Source organism: Shimazuella soli, from assembly GCF_022511585.1.
Classification (GTDB): domain Bacteria; phylum Bacillota; class Bacilli; order Thermoactinomycetales; family Thermoactinomycetaceae; genus Shimazuella; species Shimazuella soli.
On record NZ_JAKWBN010000001.1, the window covers coordinates 268092 to 291938 of the forward strand.

General features: G+C 39.1%; 27 protein-coding genes. 22 read left to right on the forward strand and 5 right to left on the reverse strand.

The genetic code is table 11. The features are described from left to right. Positions 1 to 112 precede the first annotated feature (112 nt). The 10 genes from MK805_RS01485 to MK805_RS01530 all read left to right on the forward strand — a co-directional run bounded on the left by MK805_RS01485 (position 113) and on the right by MK805_RS01530 (position 8304). A complete protein-coding gene (locus MK805_RS01485) occupies positions 113 to 1249 on the forward strand; it encodes a cysteine desulfurase family protein (RefSeq protein WP_240873417.1) in 1137 nt (378 codons plus the stop codon). Between the two features lie 13 nt (positions 1250 to 1262). Further along, on the forward strand, positions 1263 to 1730 hold the full coding sequence (locus tag MK805_RS01490; RefSeq protein ID WP_240873418.1) for a hypothetical protein: 468 nt from the start codon (positions 1263 to 1265) through the stop codon (positions 1728 to 1730). Then, positions 1727 to 3934 carry an SF1B family DNA helicase RecD2 gene (recD2, locus tag MK805_RS01495; RefSeq protein ID WP_240873419.1) on the forward strand — a complete coding sequence of 736 codons (2208 nt, stop codon included), beginning with the start codon at positions 1727 to 1729 and terminating at the stop codon, positions 3932 to 3934. The genes MK805_RS01490 and recD2 overlap by 4 nt, the downstream gene beginning before the upstream one ends. Positions 3935 to 4005: 71 nt before the next feature. Further along, complete coding sequence (locus tag MK805_RS01500) at positions 4006 to 4509, forward strand: PRC-barrel domain-containing protein (RefSeq protein WP_240873420.1); 504 nt, start codon at positions 4006 to 4008, stop codon at positions 4507 to 4509. Between the two features lie 14 nt (positions 4510 to 4523). Further along, positions 4524 to 4742: a hypothetical protein gene (locus MK805_RS01505; protein WP_240873421.1), complete on the forward strand. Its 219-nt coding sequence runs from the start codon at positions 4524 to 4526 to the stop codon at positions 4740 to 4742. A gap of 13 nt (positions 4743 to 4755) precedes the next feature. After that, positions 4756 to 4926 (forward strand): hypothetical protein, encoded by a 171-nt coding sequence (locus tag MK805_RS01510; RefSeq protein ID WP_240873422.1) that lies wholly within the window; start codon positions 4756 to 4758, stop codon positions 4924 to 4926. Between the two features lie 314 nt (positions 4927 to 5240). Next, the gene (locus MK805_RS01515) at positions 5241 to 5618 is read left to right on the forward strand and encodes a hypothetical protein (RefSeq protein WP_240873423.1); all 378 of its coding nucleotides are present in this window, start codon (positions 5241 to 5243) and stop codon (positions 5616 to 5618) included. A gap of 117 nt (positions 5619 to 5735) precedes the next feature. Beyond that, positions 5736 to 6461: a DUF1963 domain-containing protein gene (locus tag MK805_RS01520; RefSeq protein ID WP_240873424.1), complete on the forward strand. Its 726-nt coding sequence runs from the start codon at positions 5736 to 5738 to the stop codon at positions 6459 to 6461. 89 nt (positions 6462 to 6550) lie between these two features. Then, positions 6551 to 7627, forward strand: a complete 1077-nt coding sequence (locus MK805_RS01525) for an AI-2E family transporter (protein WP_240873425.1) — start codon at positions 6551 to 6553, stop codon at positions 7625 to 7627. Between the two features lie 170 nt (positions 7628 to 7797). Beyond that, positions 7798 to 8304 carry a GNAT family N-acetyltransferase gene (locus tag MK805_RS01530; protein ID WP_240873426.1) on the forward strand — a complete coding sequence of 169 codons (507 nt, stop codon included), beginning with the start codon at positions 7798 to 7800 and terminating at the stop codon, positions 8302 to 8304. Positions 8305 to 8361: 57 nt separating this feature from the next. Here MK805_RS01530 and MK805_RS01535 read toward each other — a convergent pair whose 3' ends face one another. Together MK805_RS01535 and MK805_RS01540 are read right to left on the reverse strand one after the other, a co-directional pair. After that, positions 8362 to 9459: an acyltransferase family protein gene (locus MK805_RS01535; RefSeq protein ID WP_240873427.1), complete on the reverse strand. Its 1098-nt coding sequence runs from the start codon at positions 9457 to 9459 to the stop codon at positions 8362 to 8364. Between the two features lie 109 nt (positions 9460 to 9568). Further along, complete coding sequence (locus MK805_RS01540; protein WP_240873428.1) at positions 9569 to 10165, reverse strand: TetR/AcrR family transcriptional regulator; 597 nt, start codon at positions 10163 to 10165, stop codon at positions 9569 to 9571. Between the two features lie 459 nt (positions 10166 to 10624). Here MK805_RS01540 and alaS point away from each other — a divergent pair, with 459 nt between their 5' ends. The 8 genes from alaS (at position 10625) to MK805_RS01580 (ending at position 18269) form a co-directional block, all read left to right on the forward strand. Continuing rightward, on the forward strand, positions 10625 to 13258 hold the full coding sequence (gene alaS / locus MK805_RS01545) for an alanine--tRNA ligase (protein ID WP_240873429.1): 2634 nt from the start codon (positions 10625 to 10627) through the stop codon (positions 13256 to 13258). 57 nt (positions 13259 to 13315) lie between these two features. Next, entirely contained in the window at positions 13316 to 13564 is a 249-nt protein-coding gene (locus MK805_RS01550; RefSeq protein ID WP_240873430.1) for an IreB family regulatory phosphoprotein, read from the forward strand. Positions 13565 to 13794: 230 nt separating this feature from the next. Beyond that, entirely contained in the window at positions 13795 to 14220 is a 426-nt protein-coding gene (gene ruvX, locus MK805_RS01555) for a Holliday junction resolvase RuvX (RefSeq protein ID WP_240873431.1), read from the forward strand. Further along, positions 14217 to 14492, forward strand: coding sequence for a DUF1292 domain-containing protein (locus tag MK805_RS01560; protein ID WP_240873432.1), 276 nt, complete (start codon positions 14217 to 14219; stop codon positions 14490 to 14492). The genes ruvX and MK805_RS01560 overlap by 4 nt, the downstream gene beginning before the upstream one ends. Positions 14493 to 14506: 14 nt before the next feature. Next, positions 14507 to 14779 carry a hypothetical protein gene (locus MK805_RS01565; RefSeq protein ID WP_240873433.1) on the forward strand — a complete coding sequence of 91 codons (273 nt, stop codon included), beginning with the start codon at positions 14507 to 14509 and terminating at the stop codon, positions 14777 to 14779. A gap of 139 nt (positions 14780 to 14918) precedes the next feature. Next, entirely contained in the window at positions 14919 to 15971 is a 1053-nt protein-coding gene (mltG, locus tag MK805_RS01570; protein WP_240873434.1) for an endolytic transglycosylase MltG, read from the forward strand. A 161-nt stretch (positions 15972 to 16132) separates the two neighbouring features. Then, positions 16133 to 17899 carry a peptidoglycan D,D-transpeptidase FtsI family protein gene (locus MK805_RS01575; RefSeq protein WP_240873435.1) on the forward strand — a complete coding sequence of 589 codons (1767 nt, stop codon included), beginning with the start codon at positions 16133 to 16135 and terminating at the stop codon, positions 17897 to 17899. Positions 17900 to 18032: 133 nt separating this feature from the next. Further along, positions 18033 to 18269, forward strand: coding sequence for a hypothetical protein (locus MK805_RS01580; RefSeq protein WP_240873436.1), 237 nt, complete (start codon positions 18033 to 18035; stop codon positions 18267 to 18269). Positions 18270 to 18374: 105 nt separating this feature from the next. Here the strand turns inward: MK805_RS01580 and MK805_RS01585 are convergent, their stop codons facing one another. Continuing rightward, positions 18375 to 18557 (reverse strand): helix-turn-helix domain-containing protein, encoded by a 183-nt coding sequence (locus MK805_RS01585; protein ID WP_240873437.1) that lies wholly within the window; start codon positions 18555 to 18557, stop codon positions 18375 to 18377. Positions 18558 to 18622: 65 nt separating this feature from the next. On the opposite strand from MK805_RS01585, the gene MK805_RS01590 reads away from it, so the two are divergent. Both MK805_RS01590 and MK805_RS01595 read left to right on the forward strand, forming a co-directional pair. Beyond that, complete coding sequence (locus tag MK805_RS01590) at positions 18623 to 18919, forward strand: hypothetical protein (RefSeq protein WP_240873438.1); 297 nt, start codon at positions 18623 to 18625, stop codon at positions 18917 to 18919. Between the two features lie 46 nt (positions 18920 to 18965). Next, positions 18966 to 19379 (forward strand): NUDIX hydrolase, encoded by a 414-nt coding sequence (locus MK805_RS01595; protein ID WP_240873439.1) that lies wholly within the window; start codon positions 18966 to 18968, stop codon positions 19377 to 19379. 109 nt (positions 19380 to 19488) lie between these two features. On the opposite strand, the gene MK805_RS01600 is transcribed toward MK805_RS01595, so the two are convergent. Beyond that, positions 19489 to 20769, reverse strand: coding sequence for a BaiN/RdsA family NAD(P)/FAD-dependent oxidoreductase (locus tag MK805_RS01600; RefSeq protein WP_240873440.1), 1281 nt, complete (start codon positions 20767 to 20769; stop codon positions 19489 to 19491). 119 nt (positions 20770 to 20888) lie between these two features. Beyond that, positions 20889 to 22166, reverse strand: a complete 1278-nt coding sequence (locus MK805_RS01605) for a vWA domain-containing protein (RefSeq protein WP_240874246.1) — start codon at positions 22164 to 22166, stop codon at positions 20889 to 20891. Between the two features lie 292 nt (positions 22167 to 22458). On the opposite strand from MK805_RS01605, the gene MK805_RS01610 reads away from it, so the two are divergent. Then, positions 22459 to 22740, forward strand: a complete 282-nt coding sequence (locus MK805_RS01610; protein WP_240873441.1) for a hypothetical protein — start codon at positions 22459 to 22461, stop codon at positions 22738 to 22740. 257 nt (positions 22741 to 22997) lie between these two features. Beyond that, positions 22998 to 23840, forward strand: coding sequence for a hypothetical protein (locus MK805_RS01615; protein ID WP_240873442.1), 843 nt, complete (start codon positions 22998 to 23000; stop codon positions 23838 to 23840). Positions 23841 to 23847 lie beyond the last annotated feature (7 nt).

Here is a 23847-nt window from a genome sequence, read left to right on the forward strand (position 1 = left end):
TTACTATTTGTAGAATATATGTTCCTAGGTGATTTATCAGATGTGTTTTTTGTGAGAAAAGAATGATCCTAATAAATAAGTCAGGAAAAAAATATATGGAATGTGATAGCATATGTTGATTTATTTGGATAATGCTGCAACCACCCCACTTGATGCAGAAGTTCGGGAAGCAATGTTGCCATATCTGGAAGGCGCTTTTGGAAATCCTTCTAGTATTCATGCTTTTGGTCGACAAACGCGAGCAGCTATTGACACGGCAAGGAGCCAAGTAGCAAGTGCTATTGGTGCTGATCCCAGTCAGCTTGTTTTTACAAGTGGCGGGACGGAAGCTGATAATCTTGCTCTTATTGGTATCATGCATGCACAACCAGTAGAAAAAAAGCATTTAATCACGACGCAAATAGAACACCATGCAGTGTTAGACGCATGCAAGTATTTGGAGCGTTTTGGTTATGATGTTACATATTTGCCTGTAGACAAGTTTGGAAGGATACAGGTAGAAGATGTAAGAGCGTCTATTCGACCGGACACAGCTCTTATTTCTGTTCTGCATGGGAACAATGAAATTGGTACCATTCAACCTGTTGAAGAGATTGGAGAGCTCGCTAGGCAGGCTGGAATACTTTTTCATATCGATGCAGTGCAGACTTTTGGATCAGAACCACTAGATGTCCAGAAATTGCCAATCGACTTAATGAGTTTATCGAGTCATAAAATTTACGGGCCTAAAGGGATAGGTGCTCTTTACATTCGAAATGGAATCAAAATATTACCACGTGCATTAGGCGGAGCTCAAGAAAGACGAAAACGAGCTGGTACGGAAAACATATTAGGAATAGTTGGGTTTGGAAAAGCCGCAGAGCTAGTAAAAAAACATCATATGCAAAGACGAGATCATCTTGTCCAATTAAAAAACACTTTTATAGAAAAGTTGCAAGCAGAATCGATAAATATAGTTATCAATGGGCACCAAGAGAAAAGTCTGCCCCATATAGCAAATATTAGTTTCCCTGGAGTGGAGACAGAAACTTTATTGATTCAATTAGATATGGAAGGAATTGCAGCAGCTAGTGGTTCTGCGTGTACATCAGGTACCTTGTCCGTTTCGCATGTACTAAAAGCAATGCAATTACCAGAGGAAATTACCATTTCTGCCATAAGGTTTAGTTTTGGAAAAGATAATACCATAGAAGAAATAAAGGCAGCTACAACAAAAATAGGAGAGGTAGTTCGCCGTCTTTATAGATAAGGAGCTGGAGAAAGTGGAAGATTGGGAACAGCGGGTAGATGGGATAAATTGGAAAACGATGTTAGCTGAGATCGACCAAGCATTGTTGGATAATTTAGCTGCCGAAATAGGCTTTCGCTCCTATGAAGGTTTAGAGAATGCTTCAGGTTTTGTAGCAGAGGATTACCATATTTGTCACTTATCTGATGATCGTTGGGCCTTCTGGAATCCACATACATATACCAGAGAAGACCCATTATTTTTTGATGATAAGGATACAGTTATCAATCATATAGCCGCTATGTTTAGTCTAGAAGGTGAAAAAGTAGAGCAGCTGAGAAAAGGGTTAGAACAAGTTCGCCAAGCGCATAACTGCCAATATTGTAATTACGAATTTTTGCCGGAAAGCGGCACGATGGAATGGGATACCAGTAAGTACTGCTCTGCTGAGTGTGCCATGGAATCTGTGTTACATGAAATGAAAGAAGACTTTGTAGAATGAGTGATAGTTTTGTCAAGGGAATGGTTCTCCAAGAAGTGTTTTTTAGTGAAGATACAGGATATGGTGTTTATAGACTAGAAGTGCAAGAGGCTTCGGACAAATCAGTATCGGATGAGATAACGATTGTCGGTCATTTTTTGCGTCCTGTTGCAGGAGAGACTTACTCATGTGAAGGAGAATGGAGAGAACATCCTCGTTTTGGAAAACAATATATGGTCTCCAAAATAAATAAGGAACTCCCCAAAACAGAACAAGCTATCATCAAATATTTATCTAGCGGCTTGTTTCATGGAATTGGTAAAAAAACAGCCGAAAAAATTGTCGCTGGGCTAGGGGGAAACGCTTTACAACTCATTGCGTCTAACCCCGCTGCCTTAGCAGAAATTCCTGGAGTATCGAGTACTCAAGCAAATACGATAGCAAACAGTCTAGGGGAGCATCAAGCTTTGGAAGAAGCGATGGTCCTCTTATATGAATACGGACTAGGTGCTGCTCTAGCACTTAAAGTAGTACAGCGTTTTAAGCAAGACACGGTTAAGGTGATCAAGGAGAATCCATATCAATTAATTGATGAAATCGAAGGGATCGGATTTTTTAAAGCAGACGAAATTGCAAAGGCACAAGGATTTTCACTGCATGCCCCCGAAAGATATGAAGCAGCTGTTTTATATTCTTTACAGGAAGCATCCAATGAAGGTCATGTATTTTTAACTCGCCAAGAGGTTGAATCTGCGTCCCAAAGTCTTTTGGGTGAATGGGAAGCTTCTATTTTTGAAGATGCTATTGGCAATTTACTGGAACAAAAGAAGGTCATGATGGAGGAAGATCGTGTTTATTTGGTGACCTTATTTTATGCAGAAGTGAACATGGCCTTAAAATGCCGCCAAATGATAAGTCAAACCATTGAAAAAACCTTTCCCGCCACTGATTTATATGAAGCGATTGGTGAATTGGAAGAAGAGTTTGAAGTTCATTATGCGGAGAGTCAACGAGAAGCGATGATGATGGCTCTTTCTTCTCCATTAATGATTTTAACTGGAGGCCCGGGAACAGGGAAAACAACGGTCATCCGCGGTCTTTGTCATTTGTTTGCGAGACTGCATGAACTAAATTTGGATGCAGATATAAACAAAGGTGAAAATCTCCCTATTCGCCTTGTAGCACCAACTGGAAGAGCAGCTAAACGTATGACCGAGACAACCGGGATACCCGCAATGACCATCCATCGATTACTCGGATTTCGAGGCGGTTTTTTCGAACATGATGCGGATAATCCGATTAAGGGTTCTTTGTTAGTGGTCGATGAAACTTCCATGTTAGACATATGGCTGGCAAATCAACTTTTTCGAGCGATTCCGCCTACTATGCAAGTGGTATTGGTTGGGGATGCGGATCAACTTCCATCTGTGGGACCTGGGTTAGTGTTGGAGCATTTGCTGCAAGTTCCGGATATCCCCAGAGTCCAGCTGACCGATATTTTTCGCCAAGCGGAAGATTCATCCATCATTCAGCTTGCTCATTCGATTCGCAAAGGGGAGCTGCCTGACAATTTGCTTACCCCATTATCAGATAGACGTTTTTTTCCTTGTCATGCAGAACAAGCTGTTTCGATTATTGAACAAACGTATGAAAATGCCATTCGAAAGGGTTATACCCTTTTTGATATACAAGTACTTGCCCCCATGTATAAAGGACAAGCGGGTGTAAATCGGATAAACGAAAAAATACAAGCAATCATCAATCCGAAGCGAGAAGGTATAAAGGAAATAACATGGGGAGATACGGTTTTTCGATTTGGAGATAAAGTATTACAATTGTCCAATCATCAAGACCATCCTGTATACAATGGGGATATGGGACTTATTTCGGCAATCGATAATTCTTCTAAACCAGATGACCCTGTACTTTGGGTCCAGTTTGATCGCCAAGAGGTTCCCTATAAACGAAATCAATTGGGGCAATTATCCCTAGGTTATGCTTGTTCTGTACATAAGGCCCAAGGCTCTGAATTTCCCATCGTCATTTTTCCATTTTTGCCTTCTTATCATCGTATGTTGGCAAGAAACTTGATTTATACGGGTATAACCAGAAGTAAATCTTACCTTATCCTATGCGGGGAAGTGGAAGCGTTGCGCAGGGGAGTAGAAACAACAGGGGAAGCTAGAAATACTGCCTTAAAAGATTTGATACTCGATGAATGGTAATGGAAAGACTTCCTTCGTATCAACAATGAGAATCGAGTTACACTAAGGGATAGCGGGAGGAGGATGATACCTTGCGCAAATCCCAGGAAGTGATAGGACTTACTGTTACCGCTCAGGAGTCTGGAAAACAGTTGGGTGCAGTTGTCGATCTTTTATTTAACAACGAGCAATATTTAGTTGGTTGTATGTTAGAGCATTGCGGTTGGTGGCGGCATCGACGGTTTCTCCCCGTCAAAAATATTATCCAAATGGGCAGAGATACAATAATGGTGGAAAGCGCAAAATCTCTTGTCCCATTCACCAAAAATGAGGAAGCGTTTACATGCCTCCTCAGTGGTGATAAGCGTTTAAAAGGACGTACTGTGATACTCACCACTGGAACATTTCTCGGGTTGGTAGAAAATGTCTATTTTTCTCTCGATATGGGAACATTGGTAGGGTACGAATTGTCAAATGGTCTTCTCAATGATTTAAGAGATGGCCGCAAATTGTTTCAAGTTGAGGAACCAGTGGATTGGAACAAAGATATTTTGATTGCTCCAGAAACGGGTTATGTTATAAAAGAAACGCATTAAAGAAGGGATTATCCATGTTACTTCGCTGCCCCAATTGCCATTCTCACGACCTGGGAAAGGTAGGCACTAACCAACTATATTGCTGGCATTGTTATATAGAGATGACAACAGATGGTACAGATATGATTCAAAATATCTACCAAGTCGAAGAGGATGGAAGTTTAACCTCTCTCAATGATTTATTTCTGGAAGATCACGGCAGATCGTCTCCAGAATATACCGCTTCCTTATAAGGGGGAAATAAGCATGAGAAGCATTTATCTACTAACATTTATCGGTGCGATCATTACAGGTATTGCGTATCTTCGCATGGATAACCAGAGCATGAGGAAATTAAGACGTAATCTATTTGTTGGTGGTACCTTTTCACGCTTATTAGCAAGACAATTTCTACGGAAAATTGGTTTTGCAAGGTAATATCTTTTTTTGAGCTAAAACACACCCTTACTTGTTAGTAAACAGTAAGGGTGTGTTTTATTTATAAACAGAGGGTTCCATTTATTTATATTTCTAATAAAATCTCTGGAGAACATAATTTTGGACAAAATATGCATGGAACATGATGCTTTTCGATGATTCTGATGATAGAATTACGATAGGTTTCAGTATGTATCGGGAATTCGGAAAGCATCACATATTTACGAGGATGCTCTCAAGTGGGCTTTCATGCCCATAACCTCGATCCAACTGAGCCATTCAATAAGTAGAGACTAGACAAGATAGGAATCATAGTGAAAACAGTTGATATCATCCGCAAGAAGCGCGACGGTCAAGACAACACGGCAGAAGAGATCAGGTATCTCGTCCGTGGATTTGCTGAGGGAAACATTCCCGATTACCAGATTTCCGCATGGGCAATGGCTGCCCACTTCAAGGGGCTTTCTATCCTTGAAAAGGCTCGACTGCAATTGGTAACACTTGAGCATTTTTCCGTCAATCGAGTAGACCTGTCCAAGGTCGAAGGTATTAAGCGGGGTTACGGCAGGCCTCGGGATCTTCGTGTTTCTCGGATCATTCGCAGGAAGCGCAATGGACGAGAGCTCAGCACGCGGGAGATCCGTTATCTGATCAGTGGTTACACCAATGGAAAGCCACCATCCCGAATCTGATCAGGGATGTGGTGATCTAAACAAATAAATAGTGTTCTAGTCCAGAGTATTGGGCTTGGGACGGGTCATCCATGCAAATGGGTGACCCGTCCGACGTTAACAAAGGAGTGGATACATTTGATACATATACCAAAGTTTGCATTTGCTGGTTTCAGTGATGCTAAAGAAAAAGATAATGATGTCAAATTCGGCGGATTGCCTGTTGGGTTGCCAATAGAAAAATGGCCAGTTTGCAAAGAGTGTGAGGGTCCTATGACGTTTTTATTTCAAATGAAACACCATCCAACCCGCCTTCCACTTGGAAAAGAAGGGCGTGTTTTGTATTTGTTCCAATGTGAAAGTGAAGAAGGATGCAGTACATGGGATGCAGAGGATGGTTGTAATAAAGTTCTCATTCTAGAACAGGAAGAATGGAACAATAATCCGATAACGGAGTTACCAGATGAAGACACGCTGATGCTTCCTGATCTGGCTGTAACGGCTTGGGAAACAAAGGAGGAGACAGGTCAGGAGAATTGGACGCATTTTGGAGGGACACCGATTTGGATACAATCGGATGAAGAGGTGGGGGAAAACTATCAGTTTGCTGTGCAATTAGACAACGGATTTCGTGTGAAAGCAACTGATCTATCAGAGCTGCCGATTGGAGAAACATCGGAATACGAAGGAAAGAAATCGTATCAGTTACAAGTAGGAGAAGATGAGTTTGTTTGGATTTCCGAACTAGGTTCAAATGAATATTACTGTCCTTTTGCAAACTTTGGAGACAGCGGATCAGGTTATGTCTTTATAAATGCCGATAGCAAAAGCCCATCCGGTAAATTCATTTGGCAATGCTACTAATGAGAAAATAAGTGTTTCGAAGATAAACCGACTTTTGGACATAATCTAGGGAAAATTTTCGTATCCTAACAACAATGAGGTGAACGGATATGGAGAAACTTTTACAGTCCCGTTTTTTCCAACTGTCGGTATTTCTGTTTGTTCTATTAGGTAGCGTTTATTTACTCATCCAACTAGGTTCTTTGTTTCACCATATCGGATTTTTCCTAAAATCAGTCTGTGTGCCCTTTTTTTTAGCTGTCTTTATTGCCTACTTGCTGCATCCCATTGTCAATTTGTTAGCAAGACGAAAAGTGCCTCGTTTTATGGCAATTCTGCTTATTTATGCTGTTTTTCTGCTCTCGATAACAGTGTTGGTCATGAATTTATTTCCCATTTTAGAGAAGCAAGTTTATCAATTGGTTATGCATCTTCCCCAATGGAATGAACAATTTAATGCATTGTGGCATAAATATCATGACCATAGTGAAGATATATTGCCACACAACTTACATATCAAATTAGAACAGATGGTTTCTGGATTAGAACAAAAAGTGAGCAATTGGATGGCTGGATTGATGGGAAGCTTGGGGGATTTGTTAAATCAAATTTTCTTGTTGCTGATCATTCCATTTCTGTCCTTTTATATGTTAAAAGATATTGATCGGATTGAAAGTTTTTTTCTAACCATGCTGCCCAAACAGCGAAGAGGGGAAATAGCTCGGCTGTTTCGAAGTATTGATTTAGTATTAGGAAATTATATACGAGGGCAATTTATCGTCTGTTTTATCATTGGTATTTTAGCTTTTATTGGCTACAAAATAATAGGGCTTCCCTATGCTTTTTTGTTTGCCTTTTTTGTTGCTCTGTTTAATGTCATTCCTTATGTAGGTCCTTTCTTTGGTGTAATTCCAGCTATTTTATTAGCTTGTACCATCTCATTTAAGATGGTGATCGGGACAGTCATTGTCAATTTGGTCATACAAATATTGGAAGGGAATATTATATCTCCGCAAATCGTGGGAAGGTCCCTTCGCCTTCACCCCTTAGCAATTATTTTCGCTTTGTTAGTGGGGGAGGAGATAGGAGGAGTATGGGGATTATTACTGGCTGTTCCAACCTTAGCGGTAGGGAAGGTTGTATTTGAATTTGTTGTTACCTCTTATCTTCATCATAAGACCGATTAAAAGTATAGGCATTGATTTGGCGATATCTATTCTTTTTCTTTTCTGATTTGTAGAGCAAGGTTTAAAATGATTCTGGAAGTCCAGATATTTCAAATACATCATCTAAACAAAATGACAACTATCTTAGATATACTAAGCAAAAGATATTAAGTCAAATGGGGAGGATAGGTATGTCGTTGTTTACCAAAAGAATAGCTACCAAAGGTGATCTGCCTAGAATCATAGAAATTTATAATAGTACCGTTTCAAGCAGAATGGTAACCGCTGATCTAACTCCTGTTACCGTAGAGGATAGAAAGGATTGGTTTGCGGGGCATAACCCATCTAATCGGCCATTATGGGTTTTTACTACTGCTCAAAATGAGGTAGCGGCTTGGTTAAGCTTTGAAAATTTCAATCAACGAGCTGCGTATAAGAAAACTGCTGAACTCAGTATTTATTTAGATGAGAAATTTCGTGGGCAAGGTCTAGGTAGTATCCTCCTGAGAGAAGCTATTGAAGCGGCACCAAGCTTACACATAGAAACTTTAGTAGGTCGTATTTTTGGTCATAACACACCCAGTTTAAAACTGTTTAAACGATTTGGTTTTGAAGAGTGGGGATACTTACCACTAGTGGCAGAACTCGATGGGGTAAAACGTGATCTTGTTATTATGGGTAAACATATCCCAATGTGAGAAACCAAATTTGCCAACAGAAACATCACCTAGTATATGAACTAGGTGATGTTTCTGCTAGATGACTTTATTGACATAAGGAATTTTCACGATTATGGATGCGAGTAAAAAACAAGTGACTGTTCCTATGAAACCTACTGTAAAAAATTTGAACAGAGGTTGAAGCGATGTACTCTTAAGTAATAATGCATATCCTACTAAGATAATTGGATGAATGATATATACAGTAAATGCTGTTCTTGATAGATTTGACCAAAGTGCCCCAGTTTCATTGGCATATTTTCGGAACAGGGCTAATAACCCTAAGCAAATCCCAAATGCAATCAAAGACTCCCACATTGCATAAGAAAATGCTTGGAGGTTGAAACCTCCATTTGTATTTCCTTGGAAAAAGAGTAAACTAAGCGGGAATAACGGAGCAACAATAGCAAAACACCATATCCATTGCTTGGTTGTCTTTTTTGGAATTGTCTCTAGCCAGTTTTTTCTTCCAGCAATGATACCAATGTAAAACAGTAACAAGTAGGAAGGGAGATATGCGATTTGAATGCCCCAAACCCAGAAACCAATGGGATATACCAGACGAATCGTAAAGGTGAAAATACCCAATAATATTGCCGTGAAAAGAAGCTTTTTTGAAGAAGGGAAGGCTTGCTCCTCATTAGAAGGATGTTTTATCCAGATGAATCGAAGGAATACATAGATTAGAGTAAAGATTAATAAAACTTCTACAAACCAGATAGGACCTGTTTCTATGCTCTGTAAGGATAAAATTTTCGCCTTATAAAATGTCCAAAAATTAAGTTTTTCTGTGGAGGCCATAAACTGAACAATTGGGCTTAGGATAAACAGATACACTAAGATAGGGATACCCAACCGGATAAGTCTATCTTTTATAAATAGGCGGGGTTTCTTGCGATCAAGTGAAAAGGGAGTAAAATAACCAGCTAAAAAGAAAAAGAAACCCATGAAAAAAGCTTGGTTGATAGCAATAAAAAAGGTGAGGATATAAGAGGAGATTGCCTGTTCATGTCCCATATCTGATACATACCATACTCCTTCGAGAGGGGTATAAGGTAGTGCTGCATGATGAAAGAGAACCAAAATCGTTAGAAATACTCGAATATGATCCAAATAATAAATACGATTTTTCATGATTACACATCCTTGATGTCATACATCCGTTGATATTCTCTTTTTATCACAGGTGTGATAAAAAAACAAGTAAAATTACAAAACAGCAAAAAAAGTACGAACTCAATTCCTACTGTTTGCATATTGATTTTAAATGGGTTTGAAGCGTTTTTTTGATAATGTTTTTGGTTTTGGAAATTGGTTCCACGTTCCAATGAGTAGACAAACCATTTACTAGTGCATGTAATCTTTCTATTTCGATTTCTAAGTCTAGATTTTCAGCTAGAAAATTACCTTGTCTTAATAAGTCAATATAAGTTGCTTGCATATGGCGCATAAATTGAAAGATACGTATAGAAATATCCTCTAAATCAGGATGTTTTTTGGTGTATGTGATAATCTCGTACCAAGTAGACATATTTCTGTGGTCTGTTTCATCCATTGGCATTATCTCGGCTACTAGTTGATCGATTACTTCATTACATGATAAAGACAAATCAATTTGCGATAAAATATGCTGATGTACTTTTTCTCCTGCTGAGCGGATACAAGTTCTCAGTAATTCGCGTTGCGTTGGGAAGTAATATCGAATAGAACCTGTGGATAGATGCATGACATCTGCAATTTTTCTAACAGAAACTTCTTCGATTCCTTTGTTTTGAATGATCTCCCATGCAGCTTGGACAATTTCTTTTTTCCGGGTTTCATGATTTACCATTTTCGGCATTAAAAGTCGCACCTACTTCCTTGTCCAGTTCCATATCGTGCTATGTTAGATAATAATACAATACAAAAGATAACAGAGAGACTCAAATTCATACCAGCAAGTGAGAGAAAAGAACATTTTCATTAAGTGAAAAAACCTGACTAATAAATGATAGTATTTTTGTGCTTTTTGTGTATAATAGAAACGATAATTCTATATTTGTTTGCATTGATGGAACCGAGCTCCATAAACAACTGCAAGAGAGGAGAGCCCTTGGCTGTGAGGCTTTCTCAGTGAGGCTATGGAGGTAGCCAGTTCTATGAGTAGCAGCTAATAACTGCCGGCAAAAAGCCGTTATCGATACAAGAAGTGACTACGTAAGTAGTAATTAGGGTGGTACCACGGGCCTGCTCGTCCCTTGTTTAGGGATGAGTGGGCTTTTTTGTATCGGTTTCGCTTAACGGGAAAGGGTGTAGAAAAATGAAAGCAGATGAAATTCGTCGTAAGTTTTTGGATTTTTTCGTGGAAAAAGGTCATCAGATTGAGCCAAGTGCATCATTGGTTCCTGTAGATGATCCCAGTTTATTGTGGATTAATTCTGGTGTAGCAACGTTAAAAAAATATTTTGATGGACGTTTAGTACCAGAAAATCCCCGTATTGTAAACGCACAAAAGTCAATCCGTACCAATGATATTGAAAACGTTGGTTATACAGCAAGACACCATACCTTTTTTGAGATGCTAGGTAATTTTTCGATTGGAGACTACTTTAAAAAAGAAGCTATCCAGTGGGCTTGGGAATTTCTCACCAGCCCAAAATGGATGGGACTTTCTCCCGATAAATTGTATGTTACGATTCATCCAGAAGACGATGAAGCTTATCAGCACTGGCATGAAGACATTGGATTGCCAGCAGATCACATTGTGAAGCTGGAGGAGAACTTTTGGGATATCGGAGAAGGACCGAGTGGTCCTAATTCGGAGATTTTTTATGATCGTGGAGATAAGTATGGAGACCTAAGTGATCCAGAGTGTTATCCAGGTGGAGAGAATGAGCGTTATCTCGAGATTTGGAACCTTGTTTTTTCCCAGTTTAATCACAATCCAGACGGTTCTTATACACCGCTCCCAAATAAGAACATCGATACAGGAATGGGCTTAGAACGAATGGCTTCTGTGATGCAGGATGTGCCAACTAACTATGACACAGAGCTCTTTCAGCCAACGATTCAGACGATATGTAAACAAGCTGGTGTAACGTATGGAACAACAGAAGAAGTGGATATCGCCTTAAAAGTAATCGCAGAACATGCGAGAACGGTTGTATTTGCCATTGCTGACGGTGTTATACCTTCTAATGAAGGCCGTGGTTACGTACTTCGTCGTCTCTTGCGTCGGGCTGTCCGTTATGGTCGCAATCTGGGGCTAAAAAAGCCATTTTTATATGAATTAACGGGTGTAGTCGCAGAGATTATGAAGGATTATTATCCAGAACCATATGCTGGGAGAGAATTTATCGAGAAAGTAATTCGGGGCGAAGAAGAGAGATTTTTAGAAACATTGACCGATGGCTTGCGTATATTGGGTGAATGGGTCGACAAGGCAAAAGCGGAAAATCGAGAGAGTCTAACTGGCCTGGAAGCATTTAAATTATATGATACGTATGGATTTCCAATCGATTTAACAGAAGACTTTGCAAGAGAACATGGGCTTAAAGTGGATCGAGATGCTTTTGAAGAAGAGATGCAAGGTCAACGGGATCGTGCACGTGCTGCTAGGTCAGAAGGCAACAGCATGCAAGTGCAAGGCGGTGCGATTGCAAATCTGGAAGTAGACACTGAATTTGTTGGTTATGAACAAGATACAAGTCATACTTCTATTGCTGCCATCATCAAAGATGGGGAAGAAGTAAACAGTTTACAAGAGGGGGATAAAGGAATCCTCGTGCTGAGAGAATCTCCTTTTTATGCAGAAAGCGGGGGTCAAGTAGCTGATTTAGGTAATGTGCGAACATTAGAAGCTATGGCAGAAGTGACCGATGTGCAAAAGGGACCTCATGAAGAACATCTGATATCTGTCGAAGTTAAAAATGGTGTCTTACAAAAAAATGAAGAAGTAACCGCAGAGATAGCGAAAAATCTTCGTCAAGCAACAGTGAAGAATCATACTGCTACACACTTACTGCACAAAGCTTTAAAAGAAGTATTAGGGAACCATGTAAACCAAGCAGGGTCATTGGTCGCTCCGGATCGCCTGCGATTTGATTTTTCCCATATCGGGGCAATGACGGAAGACGAAATTCAGCAAGTAGAACAAAAAGTAAATGAACAAATTTGGTTGAATATACCTGTGACGACAAGCATAAAACCATTGGATGAAGCAAAAGCAATGGGAGCTATGGCACTGTTTGGCGAAAAGTATAAAGCAGAAGTTCGAGTAGTACAAGTTGGGGATTATAGTTTGGAGCTTTGTGGTGGCACGCATGTGCAAAACACGAGTGAGATCGGCTTGTTTAAAATTTTAAGTGAAAGTGGAATTGGGTCTGGAGTAAGGAGAATCGAGGCTGCAACGGCAAAACGTGCCTTTGAATATTTGGAACAACAATTTACCATACTCAAATCTAGCGCTCAGCTTTTGAAAACAAACTTACATGATGTGCCTGCTCGTATTATTCAACTGCAAGAATCAGTCAAAGATTTGACACGTACCAATGAATCTTTGCTGGCAAAGCAAAGTCAATCTGCTGCTGTAGAACTACAGAACCAATGGGTAGAAGTGGATGGAGTGCCAGTTCTCGCGGCTGGGGTAGATGCTCCAGATATGGATAGCCTGCGTAAATTAATGGATGATCTAAAAGAAAAAAGAGATGGTATTATTGTACTTGGAGCCGTTCATGATAATAAAGTAAATTTTGTTGCTTCTGTTGCACCAATTTATGTTCAAAAAGGGTTCCATGCGGGTAAATTAATAAAAGAGGTTGCTTCTATTTGTGGTGGCGGTGGAGGTGGCCGACCAAACATGGCGCAAGCTGGCGGGAAGCAGCCAGAAAAATTGCAAGAAGCATTACAACAAGTTAAAGTTTGGGTCACGGAAAAAAAGGACATTCGGACTTAAGACCGAAAAAGGTAAGTAGCTGCTGATCCACACAGAAAAAAGGGGCTGAGATGATCCGTGGATGAAACGAGAAAGTTTCAGTTTCAACTGGGAAATAAGTCGAGTGTAAAACAAATATTGACACTTGTTTACCATTCTTTAGAGGAAAAAGGATACAATCCTATCAACCAAATTGTTGGTTACTTAATTTCAGGCGATCCTGCTTATATTCCTCGTCATAATCAGGCAAGGTCGTTGATTAAAAGTGTAGATAGAGATGATATCATTGAAGAGTTGGTAAAATCATATCTAAATCCAGACCAGTAAGAGTCAAAGTAAAATCCCTTTGGGACGAAAGCGATGGTTAGGGTTATCAATCCGGCCATCGCTTCTAATAATAACTTTACAAACATATATTCTGTTGGTAAACTCAATAAATATGATGGAAAAATCCTACATAGAGTTCGATAGGGAAAATTGCCCATTTAGTCATCTGAATAGATGGGGTTTTCAATGGAAAGGTTTGTTTGTAGTTTAGTAAAGAAGGACCGTTTGTAATGGTGCGAATTTTAGCTTTAGATTTGGGTGAAAGACGTATTGGGATTGCAGTGAGTGATCTCTTAGGGCTGACAGCACAAGGATTGGAAGTAATTGACAAGAAACAAACCCCTGATTGGTTGCATCGTCTAGATACCCTTATCCAAGAATATGAAGTAGAAAGAATCGTTATCGGTTTTCCACGAAACATGGATGGCTCCATTGGATCAAAAGGTGAAGCGAGCAAACAGGTTGCAGATGTGCTGAAAGAGCGTTATGCTCTTCCTGTTGACTTATGGGACGAGCGTCTTTCCACTGCAGCAGCGCAGAGGTCTTTGATCAAGGCCGATGTGAGCAGGAAAAAAAGAAAACAAGTAGTAGATCAAGTAGCCGCACAATGGATATTACAAGGCTATTTAGATGCAAATAGGGGGAAATACCAATGACAGAACATGAAGTAGATATCATCACAATATCACAAGAAGATGGTGGAGAAGAGGATTTTGAAGTAGTTACTTATTTTGAAAATCCATCCACTGGTATCAAGTATGTTTTTCTCGTACCGACAAGTGCTTCAGAGGAAGAAGAACAAGATGTGTATCCTTTCCGGTACTCTGAAAATGGGGACGATCTCGTACTATCCCCTGTGGAAGATGACGCAGAATGGGAAATGTTAGAAGAAGTATTGCAAACCTTACTTGATGCTGAAGAAATCTAAGGAGTAGTTCGGATATGAAAGAAGTGACTCATTTACGGGATAAGTTAGAAGATGGTATGTCTTATGTACATACTAAGTCTTACGGAGAGGAGATCTTGCGGGTTCTTCACGAAGTAGAAGTAGATGGGGTTCACTATGCCTTCATGCAAGGAACGCAGCATGGTGTTGGGGAAGCATATTTATATGAAGTATTAGCAGATGGACAGATTGGTGAAATTGAGACTGTTGATGAATGGGAAAATGTGATGGATGCTGTTCATTACCATCTGAATACTTACTATGATTGACAAATAACGGGGTATATTCCTCGTTATTTTTATTTTTAAAGTATGTTAACATAGAAACTAGCACTTTAATCAACTCCCATCCTAGGGTTCCACAAGAAGGTTATTCATGTGGGGAAGGTTGTATGAGAGGAAGTTCTTGATGAAGTGGTTTCTTCGCATAATTCTAACGTTTGTTTTACTTGCTGGTTGGATCATCACAGGCTACTACTTTATTGATTGGACACTTGAATCCCCGTCTCGATCAAAAGCAGTGGAAATTGATATTGAGCCAGATTCTTCGTTAAAACAGATAGGGAGCATCTTAAAAAGTAAAAACTTAATTCGAGAAGATTGGTTTTTTCGTTATTATGCCGCTTACCGGCAGAGAATAAATCTACTCGCAGGGTCATATGAAATTAAGCCAGATGAAAATTTAGATGATATTTTAAATAAGATTGCGATTGGAAAGCAAGATCTTATTAAAGTTACGATCCCTGAAGGAAAAACCGTGAATGAAATTGCAAATATTTTACAAGCAAAAGGTTTTTCCAAAGAAGATTTTTTAAAGGCAGTAAATCGTCCGAGTAATAAAGATCAATTTACTTTTGAGCAGGAAATTAAGAAAACGCCAGTACGGAAATATAAGCTTGAAGGATACCTTTTCCCAAGTACATATGAATTCCATCGAGGAGAGTCTGGGGAAGAAATAGTTAATGAAATGGTGCGTCAATTTGCCAAACGGATGAATAAGTTGGACGCAAGAAATAAACTGATCAATTCAAATTCAAAATACAATATTGATCAATGGGTTACGATCGCTTCTCTGATTGAAAGGGAAGGTCGAGTACGGTCAGAGTTACCGATCATTTCTGGTGTAATCTATAACCGTTTAAAAATTAATATGCCACTTCAAGTGGACGCATCGATTATATATGCCTATAGTCTAAATGGGATCATCAAGAAAAAATTAGGTCATAACGATACCAAACTGCGTAGTCCCTATAATACTTATTTGAATAAAGGCTTACCTCCAGGACCGATATCCAATCCTGGTTTAGAGGCACTGCAAGCTGCATTAGACCCTGAAGCACATTCCTATCTGTTTTATGTCACAAAACAAGATGGCACCAATACTCACTTCTTCAGTAAAACCTATAAAGAACAATTAACAAAAATAGCACAGAGTAACAAAAATGAAAAGTCAGCTAAGTAGATATACAGAACGGGTGATTTTTGCCTGTTCTGTTGATTTTTGTTTATGAGATAAAAATTGTCTAGAAATGAGCAAATTAACTATCTATTTTGGTCTTTTTTTTATTCGTTTATCCCTGCTCTTTATTGCCTAAGCTGGTAAGGTGGAGGAGTGGAAAGCAGATGAAAATTTGGCGTACATGGATAGTGCTTTTTGTGTTGATAGGCTTATTCTCAGGCTTGATTTATCGACTATACCAGATTCAAGTGAGTTCCACCCACTCTTTCTCTGTTGCCCAAAAAGATTTGGTAGCTCTCGCGGAAAAAGTCCAATCAAGAGAGATCATTTTGGACAGTAAGCGAGGTAAAATATTAGATCGAAATGGGAAGCCGTTCGTCGGTGAATTGCAATGGAGATTGCTTGTTTTTCCTCAAACCCAGGATCAGATCGACTTAAGAAGAGAACAGCTATCAAGACTGAGCTCCCTTTTGGGTATTGCTTTTCAAACTTTTCAACAACAGTTGGTTTCGTTAAAAAAACCATCTGTACTTTCTCCTTATAAACTAACAATAGATCAAGTTAATATGATAGAATCGCTTCATATTCCTGGAATAATTGCAGTACAATCGGATAACCGAATGACAGAAGGAGAAGTAGCAAAACAAGTAATCGGTAGATTGATTCGAAATGCATACGTCTTAAAAGACCATTATCCTAAAGAAGTAGAGTCAGGGAAATTTTCGCTCCAATCTAGGTTTGGTATGACTGGTTTGGAATACGCTTTTGAGCGTTTTCTCCATGGTGAGGGCGAAAGCCTTGTTCGCTTTGTAACAGATGGCCGAGGGAAGGCGCTAAATGGTGTTCAGGTAAAAGTAACAGGTTCAAAGTCCAAACAAGCCAGCGATCCTAAAACTATCGTGACTACCTTAGATTTGACATTGCAGACCAAAGTGGAAGAAATAATAAAAGCAGCAAAAGTTGAAGAAGGCGCAGTAGTTGTACAAGAAATATCCACAGGAAATATACTTGCAATGGCAGGAGTTTCGGGGACAAAAGATGAATCCCTGGCTCCATGGATCAATGAAGCATTGGTTGAAACAACTCCCGGTTCTATTTTTAAAACGGTCGTTGCAGTAGCTGCTCTTGAAGAAGGTATCACTTCTCCAAAAACACCATATGTATGCAAAGGATCACTCGATGGTAAGTACCATTTGCGAGATGCAGATGGAGAAGTACATGGCAAACAGACTTTTTCAGAGGCATATGCAAATTCCTGTAATATTGTTCTAGGTTCTGTTGCAGAAAAATTAGGTGGTGCGAAGTTACAAGCATATGCCAAAAGGTTAGGACTAGCCCAAAAAATAGGTTGGAGTGGCAAAATTCCAGGTGATGATAACTTTAGTCAATTACCAGAAGAGAGTACTGGCTTGATTTATGCAAAAAGCACTTCTTTGCGTGATAAAGGAGCAGCAGTACAGACTGGTATTGGACAGCGAGATGTTAAGGTTACTCCCCTTCAAGCAGCTAATATGATCACAGCACTGTTTCATCGAGGCATGCCAATCCAACCGAGATTGGTTACAGAAATTAAGGATCAGAACAACAAAAGTATCTGGAAATTTACCAATAAATATATACCAAATGCTAAAGCCCTGAAACCAAGTACGATAAATGCAGTAAAAAATATGATGCGGATGGTTGTGACAAAAGGGACTGCTCGTTCCCTGTCACGAGATAACTGGAAATTATCTGGGAAAACGGGAACGGCACAAGTTGGTGTGGATAAATCGCTATATAACAAATGGATGATTGGATTTGCACCTTATTCCAATCCTCAGTACGCTGTCTCCGTTGTTATAAAAAATGTCAAAGATTCGGGTGATAACCGAGCGAAGAAGATTTATCAAGAAGTAATGGATGTTTTACGTACCCTAACTCCGATGAAATGATTGAAGTTGTCGATGGGTACGCTTTCTTGTTTGTGTTAAGATGAGTAGGAATATATGAAGGAGGTGCAGGCTGTCCCACAGCCACATCGGTTTACAAAAGTTCCCATTGGCAAACGGGTAACAGCAGGGATAGATGAAGATAACAGTCCATCTTAGTAAAGCAGAACTAGACCTGATTGAAGAAGCTTTATTGCAATACCAAAACTTATTGATGAAATCTGATCATAATGATCCTTTGGTTGGTCAAGAGATCAGTTTATGCCGACGGGTTCTAGAAGAATTTGGGGTAGAGGAACTGGAAATAGATCAACAAGATTCTAAGCCGGAATTATCAACTCCCAAACAGTACCCATTCTCCAATCCAAGATAGATAAAATCCCCGCAAATGTGACGGGGATTTTCTACTTAAATTGCTGCATTTTTTCCAGCTACATATCCTGTACATAAAGGGATAGAAAGAGTATTAGGTAGCTAGCTAATATTCCTCAGGTGTACGCTTGAGACTTTGACATAATCGTTGAACACTGTCCGTTCTGATCTGCTTTCCGCCTTCTGCCCGTTCTATGGTCGAAAGAGAAAGCTGAGCGAAGTCAGCCAATTGTTGCTGGCTCCAACCCATCTGGAGCCTTGCTGTTTGTAACAACGTATTTTTCACCATCGAGCCTCCATTCATGTGCAAAAACTTTAAATGCCCTCAAAACTGAACAAGCAGAAGGTGTAGAAGTGAAGAAACCGGGTTCCAAACCTTTGCATATGCTTCCTTTATTTCAAACATTAGATGATGGAATGTACGAAAATGGATGGCCAAGAAGAAACGCTGAAAGACCAGAGCCACGTCCTTATAGAAAAGGGGATTTTCCAAATGCAGAGATATATTATCAAAAAACGTTGAGTCTTCCGACTTTCACTGAACCAGACGATAATGATATCATTGTTCACTATGCAGAAGCATTTCAAAAAGTTTATCATAACAGATATGAACTTCTAGACTATGAAAAAAAAGAAAAGAACGCAATTTAGCGTTCTTTTCCCACTTTACTAGAATGATACACAGGAGGGGATTGCATTGATCCAAAAAGTTGTAAGTACAGGTCTACTTATGAAAGACGATAAGGTTTTAGTCATTCAGCGAAGTGAAAGAGAAAAATTTTTGCCAGGATACTTTGAGTTACCAGGAGGAAAGGTAGACTTTGGTGAAGATCCAGCTGAGGCTTTAGCTAGAGAATTCAAAGAAGAAGTTAATTTAGATGTAAAAGTGAGTAATCCTTATCACACTTTCTCCTATATTTCTGAAAGTGGAAACCGTCATACAGTGGAAATTTTATATAAAGTTAATCTAAAAAATGAAACAACTAATCCTAATATAAAACTTAGTGAAGATCACAGCGATTCTAAATGGATTGGACTTGATCAATTGGAACAACTACAGTTGAGTGACGAAATCAAATCATGTATATTAAAAGGTTTCCAATCTATCTAGTGTTAATAACCCCCTTCCCTACCGCTTACTGAAAGCCGAAAACGAAACGTTTCGGTAAATCGGGGCATCCGAGAGGGAGGAGAGGGGGGATTTGTATTTTGATTCAGTTTTAAATTTGGATTGAGGTGTACTCCTCATTTTTTTCAGCTGCATTTTTTCCAGCTACATAGCCTGTACATAACGCAGCAGTAATATTGTAACCACCTGTATATCCATGAATATCCAACACTTCGCCGCAAAAGTAGAGACCCTTCATCAATTTGGAACCCATTGTTTTCGGATTTACCTCTTTGACATGAACACCACCACCTGTGACAAATGCCTTTTCTAGCGGCAATGTCCCATTTGCAGAGAGCGGGAAATGTTTCACGAGTTTTGCAAGTTTTTGGATTTGTTCATTGGAAAAATGAGCAGAAAGTTGATCTTCTTCTATTTCAGCCTTTTGGCATAGAACAGGAATGAGCCTTTCTGGAATCCAGCCTTTCATCAAATTTACGGTATGTTTCTTTGGATGGGCTTTTCGTTTATGCTGTAAATCTTGTTCGATACTAGACAAAGATTGATCTGGAAACAGGTCTATCAACATAGGAATACACTTCTCGCCTGTTTTCTTTTGTTGTTTTAGCACAAATTGACTGCAACGAAGAGCGATAGGGCCTGAAAAGCCGAAATGAGTAAAGATCATATCACCACGATGAGAAATGACAGGTTTTCCTTTTGGATTGAGTACAGAAAGAGTAACATCTCGTAAAGACAAGCCTTGCAATGTTTTGGTGCGAATGAGTGGCTCGTCAGAGGTAATGGGGACTTCTGTTGGAAATAGTTCTGTTATCGTGTGCCCTGCGGCTTCTGCCCAAGCATAACCATCTCCTGTCGAACCAGTATGCGGCACCGACTTGCCACCTGTCGCGATAATGACATTTTTCGTTTTCCAGACTTCTCCATCCATTCCTTCCACACCAACTACCTGCCCATTTTCATATATTAGGCGTTTTACAGCAGTATTTGTTTTCATTTCCACATGCACAGAACGAACTTTTTGCAGTAATGCTTGTACTACATCTTTGGCACTATTTGAAACGGGGAACATTCTTCCGTTGTCTTCTTCTTTTAAAGCGATGCCAAGGTCTTCAAAAAAGCGAATAATATCTTGGTTGTTAAAAGTAGCAAAAACACTATGCAGAAATCGTCCATTTCCGGGAATGAATTTAATCAATTCATCTAAACTTTTATTATTGGTTACGTTACAGCGTCCACCACCGGAGATCGCTAGTTTTCTCCCTAATTTATTGCCTTTATCCAGTAACAGCACTTTTGCTCCATGGATTCCTGCCGACGCACTGGCCATCAATCCAGATGGTCCGCCGCCAATTACGATCACATCAAACATAAGATCCTCCCGATTATCCTAATCCTATTTATCATTAGTTTTATCATCTTTTTCTACTTTATCACGGTTGTCCTATAAACAAAAAGAAACCAGCTTGTATAAAAGCTGGTCATGAAATTCTATTGCTTATATTTATTGGTCATCTGGTCTTTTTCACTTTTAATCTTTGCCTCGATTTCTTGTCTTGCTTGTTCCAATTGGTCTTCTTTGGCTTTTGCCACTCGGTTGATTTCGTCTGAAATCATTTTATATCTTTTTTGGGTGAGGTTATATAGTTCACTATATCTATTTCCGTCTAGAATTCCTTTGTTTTGCAAATAGAGCATTGCTTCGGCATAACGTTTATTTTCTTGGAGAATTTTTTTGATCAATGCTGTTTTTTCATTTGTTCGATCCATCCATTTTTTCGACCACTGCTTTTCAATGCTAACCCAGTTGTTATCTCCCCATCTTGTCCACTTTAGCCAGAGGTCAAATTGAGCCTTCTGCATTTCTCTCTGTAATTCTTCTGCTGTTTTTACATCTACATATGTTCCTCCACCAGCTTGTGAGATCTTTTCTAGAGCTTGTCTGTCTTTGGAAGGGATGTCGAAACCAATAATATTCACAACCGCTTTAATATTGGATTGATGGATCGATTGTGCAGCTTGGACAGGACTTCCGCCACAGGTTTCTACCCCATCACTTACTATGTAGAGGATGTTTTCTGTATCTGTTTCTTTGGTTTGATTAATCTGTGTTTTTGCATCTTCCATCGCTTTGGCAATGGGAGTCCAGCCAGCAGGTTTTGCTTGCTGCAAAGCAGTGGAAAATGCATTGGCATCATAGGGAGCAGAGGGATAGACTACTTCTGTTTGCGAGCAGGATAGTTGTTTGTCGCTATTGCTCCCGCTTCCTTTGTGACCATACAGACGCAAGGAAATATCTGCTCCTTTTTGGAGGGAAGAAGCAAATTGTGTCACGGCTGCTTTCGCTAATTCCATTTTGGTTTTTCCACCGATTTTTCCGTTCATACTTCCACTGGCATCGAGAAGAATTTGCACATGTACCTTCTTCGTTGTCTCTCCTTGGGATTGTGCAGATTCCCCAGGTCGATTTGTATCAAAGGTGTAAGTAGGGCTGATGGCATTAATTTTTTGCAACCCATCTTCGTAATTTTCAGCCAAGTTGTAAACGAGTTGGTTATACATATCTTGAGCAGAAGTATTTTTTGTAAACTTATCCAATACTTCTTGCTCAAATTTCCTTTTTTCATAATTGGTGCCTGCATAAGGACCAGGCCCTTCTTTCAGCATTCCAGAAATATCTGTTGCTGCTTGATGACTTGGTGTCTGGTTTTGTGTTTGTGTATTCGTTGTATTTGATTTCGACGAACACGCTCCGGTGACAGCTAACATTGCTATCAAGATGGTGTATGAAATTTTTCGTATCAGTGTGATCACCTCAGTAGGTATTGTATGAATAAAGCTTATTTTATATTAAGTAGGAAGAATGGGATACACCGAGAAATTAGAAGATTCATAAAGGTGTAAGGAAGAATATCAAAAAAATGAAAGAATAACAGATATAGGATTATTACAATAAAATGGATATCTATCTGTTTAAGTTGAGTTTTCTTCGATTTATACATACAATAGGGACAGTGAGCATAATACGTTCGGAGAATTGGTAAAAGGGGTAGCTCCAATTATGTCCAAAGTAATGGAAATCAGATCAACCTTGATGAAGATGAGAGTAGGAGAAGCAGTTCGCTTTCCGACAAATAAGCCAGATCAATTTGTAGAGATAGACCGAGTATTCACTGGAAAAAAACAGAGTTGGGTTGTTTATGTTGACGGAGAAAGAAAAGTAATGAGAAAGATAGATGAGGTTGTGGAAGTAATTCAAAAAAACTGGAATCCAAGCTTGAAGAAGATCATGGATGAGCAGTTTTCTGAGTTAGAGGAGATCATTGATTTAGGTGAATTTTAATGCATAGGGCTGAATCCATTTGGAGGATTTGGTCCTTTTTGTATTTTTTAAGATTTTTTTCGAATTTTCCCTAAAGAGTATTCCTTTCCAATATCTTGACAATCTGTCTATTCTTGAATTATGTTTAAACAAAATATTATAGTTTTATATTTTTTGAGTATATAAAACTCATATATTTTATGCTTTTATTTTGGATTTTAATCTTATAAGAGGTGTGGAGAGTGAAAATGAAAAAGATAAGAAACATTATTTTTCTAATGGCAATTTTAAGTTTCTTACCTGCTTGTTCTGCTGTGGAATCTATTTTGCCTGCACCAGGTGATGCTCAAAAAGTAGAAGAGGTGCTAAAAAAAGTTGAACCAGTGATGCAAAAGGCTTCATCCAATATCGACTACAAATTTAGTGTGACTTCCACTGCTAAAACCAAAAGGCAAAAAGATGAAGAATATAAAATCCATTACGTCGACGATAATAATCTCCAAATCCAAAAAATAAAAGGAGAATACCAGGACGAAGAACCAATCGTATATATCAATGGCGAACAATGGGTATATGATGACATTCTCGATAAGGTCATCGCACAAGGTAAAGAGGAAAATGCTCTTAAAGCGGAAATGCCTTATCATTATGAAGCAATTTCCAAAACATATTTTATTGAACGTGCTAAAGCAATGGGAGATCAAGTTGCTGTAAAAGATGAGGGGAATTCTATCGTACTTTCTGGTGAACTAAAGGAAAAAAGTTCCCAAAAAGATAATGAAGTGACTGCGTTAGAAAAGTTATTACAACGTGAGAGGAATTATATATTTGATTTACAATTAGCTGATGAGAAATTCGGAACGAATGGAGATCAGCTTGACTCGTATCAGTTCAAGATGTGGATAGATAAAAAAACGTACCGAATCACAAAGGTAGAGAGTATCTTAAATGCGGAAATTATGGTCATTACGAAGCAAACACATGCTGATTATTATGATGAGCAAGAGGGTGTTCCTGTTGTGGTAAAAGAGATTTTAACCTTTTCACCAGCATCTAATACGATTGCCAAACCAAAAGATAAAGTAACAGCAGAAGAGAAAAGTGAAGCAGAATATCACTAAAATATAA

What these genes read in the sequence shown, in the direction of transcription:
- MK805_RS01485 (WP_240873417.1), top strand. Translation starts at nt 113, where the DNA reads ATGTTGATTTATTTGGATAATGCTGCAACCACCCCACTTGATGCAGAA.
- recD2 (WP_240873419.1), top strand. Translation starts at nt 1,727, where the DNA reads ATGAGTGATAGTTTTGTCAAGGGAATGGTTCTCCAAGAAGTGTTTTTT.
- MK805_RS01505 (WP_240873421.1), top strand. Translation starts at nt 4,524, where the DNA reads ATGTTACTTCGCTGCCCCAATTGCCATTCTCACGACCTGGGAAAGGTA.
- MK805_RS01510 (WP_240873422.1), top strand. Translation starts at nt 4,756, where the DNA reads ATGAGAAGCATTTATCTACTAACATTTATCGGTGCGATCATTACAGGT.
- MK805_RS01525 (WP_240873425.1), top strand. Translation starts at nt 6,551, where the DNA reads ATGGAGAAACTTTTACAGTCCCGTTTTTTCCAACTGTCGGTATTTCTG.
- MK805_RS01530 (WP_240873426.1), top strand. Translation starts at nt 7,798, where the DNA reads ATGTCGTTGTTTACCAAAAGAATAGCTACCAAAGGTGATCTGCCTAGA.
- MK805_RS01535 (WP_240873427.1), bottom strand. Translation starts at nt 9,459, where the DNA reads ATGAAAAATCGTATTTATTATTTGGATCATATTCGAGTATTTCTAACG.
- MK805_RS01540 (WP_240873428.1), bottom strand. Translation starts at nt 10,165, where the DNA reads ATGCCGAAAATGGTAAATCATGAAACCCGGAAAAAAGAAATTGTCCAA.
- alaS (WP_240873429.1), top strand. Translation starts at nt 10,625, where the DNA reads ATGAAAGCAGATGAAATTCGTCGTAAGTTTTTGGATTTTTTCGTGGAA.
- ruvX (WP_240873431.1), top strand. Translation starts at nt 13,795, where the DNA reads ATGGTGCGAATTTTAGCTTTAGATTTGGGTGAAAGACGTATTGGGATT.
- MK805_RS01560 (WP_240873432.1), top strand. Translation starts at nt 14,217, where the DNA reads ATGACAGAACATGAAGTAGATATCATCACAATATCACAAGAAGATGGT.
- MK805_RS01565 (WP_240873433.1), top strand. Translation starts at nt 14,507, where the DNA reads ATGAAAGAAGTGACTCATTTACGGGATAAGTTAGAAGATGGTATGTCT.
- mltG (WP_240873434.1), top strand. Translation starts at nt 14,919, where the DNA reads ATGAAGTGGTTTCTTCGCATAATTCTAACGTTTGTTTTACTTGCTGGT.
- MK805_RS01575 (WP_240873435.1), top strand. Translation starts at nt 16,133, where the DNA reads ATGAAAATTTGGCGTACATGGATAGTGCTTTTTGTGTTGATAGGCTTA.
- MK805_RS01580 (WP_240873436.1), top strand. Translation starts at nt 18,033, where the DNA reads ATGAAGATAACAGTCCATCTTAGTAAAGCAGAACTAGACCTGATTGAA.
- MK805_RS01585 (WP_240873437.1), bottom strand. Translation starts at nt 18,557, where the DNA reads ATGGTGAAAAATACGTTGTTACAAACAGCAAGGCTCCAGATGGGTTGG.
- MK805_RS01600 (WP_240873440.1), bottom strand. Translation starts at nt 20,769, where the DNA reads ATGTTTGATGTGATCGTAATTGGCGGCGGACCATCTGGATTGATGGCC.
- MK805_RS01605 (WP_240874246.1), bottom strand. Translation starts at nt 22,166, where the DNA reads ATGTTAGCTGTCACCGGAGCGTGTTCGTCGAAATCAAATACAACGAAT.
- MK805_RS01610 (WP_240873441.1), top strand. Translation starts at nt 22,459, where the DNA reads ATGTCCAAAGTAATGGAAATCAGATCAACCTTGATGAAGATGAGAGTA.
- MK805_RS01615 (WP_240873442.1), top strand. Translation starts at nt 22,998, where the DNA reads ATGGCAATTTTAAGTTTCTTACCTGCTTGTTCTGCTGTGGAATCTATT.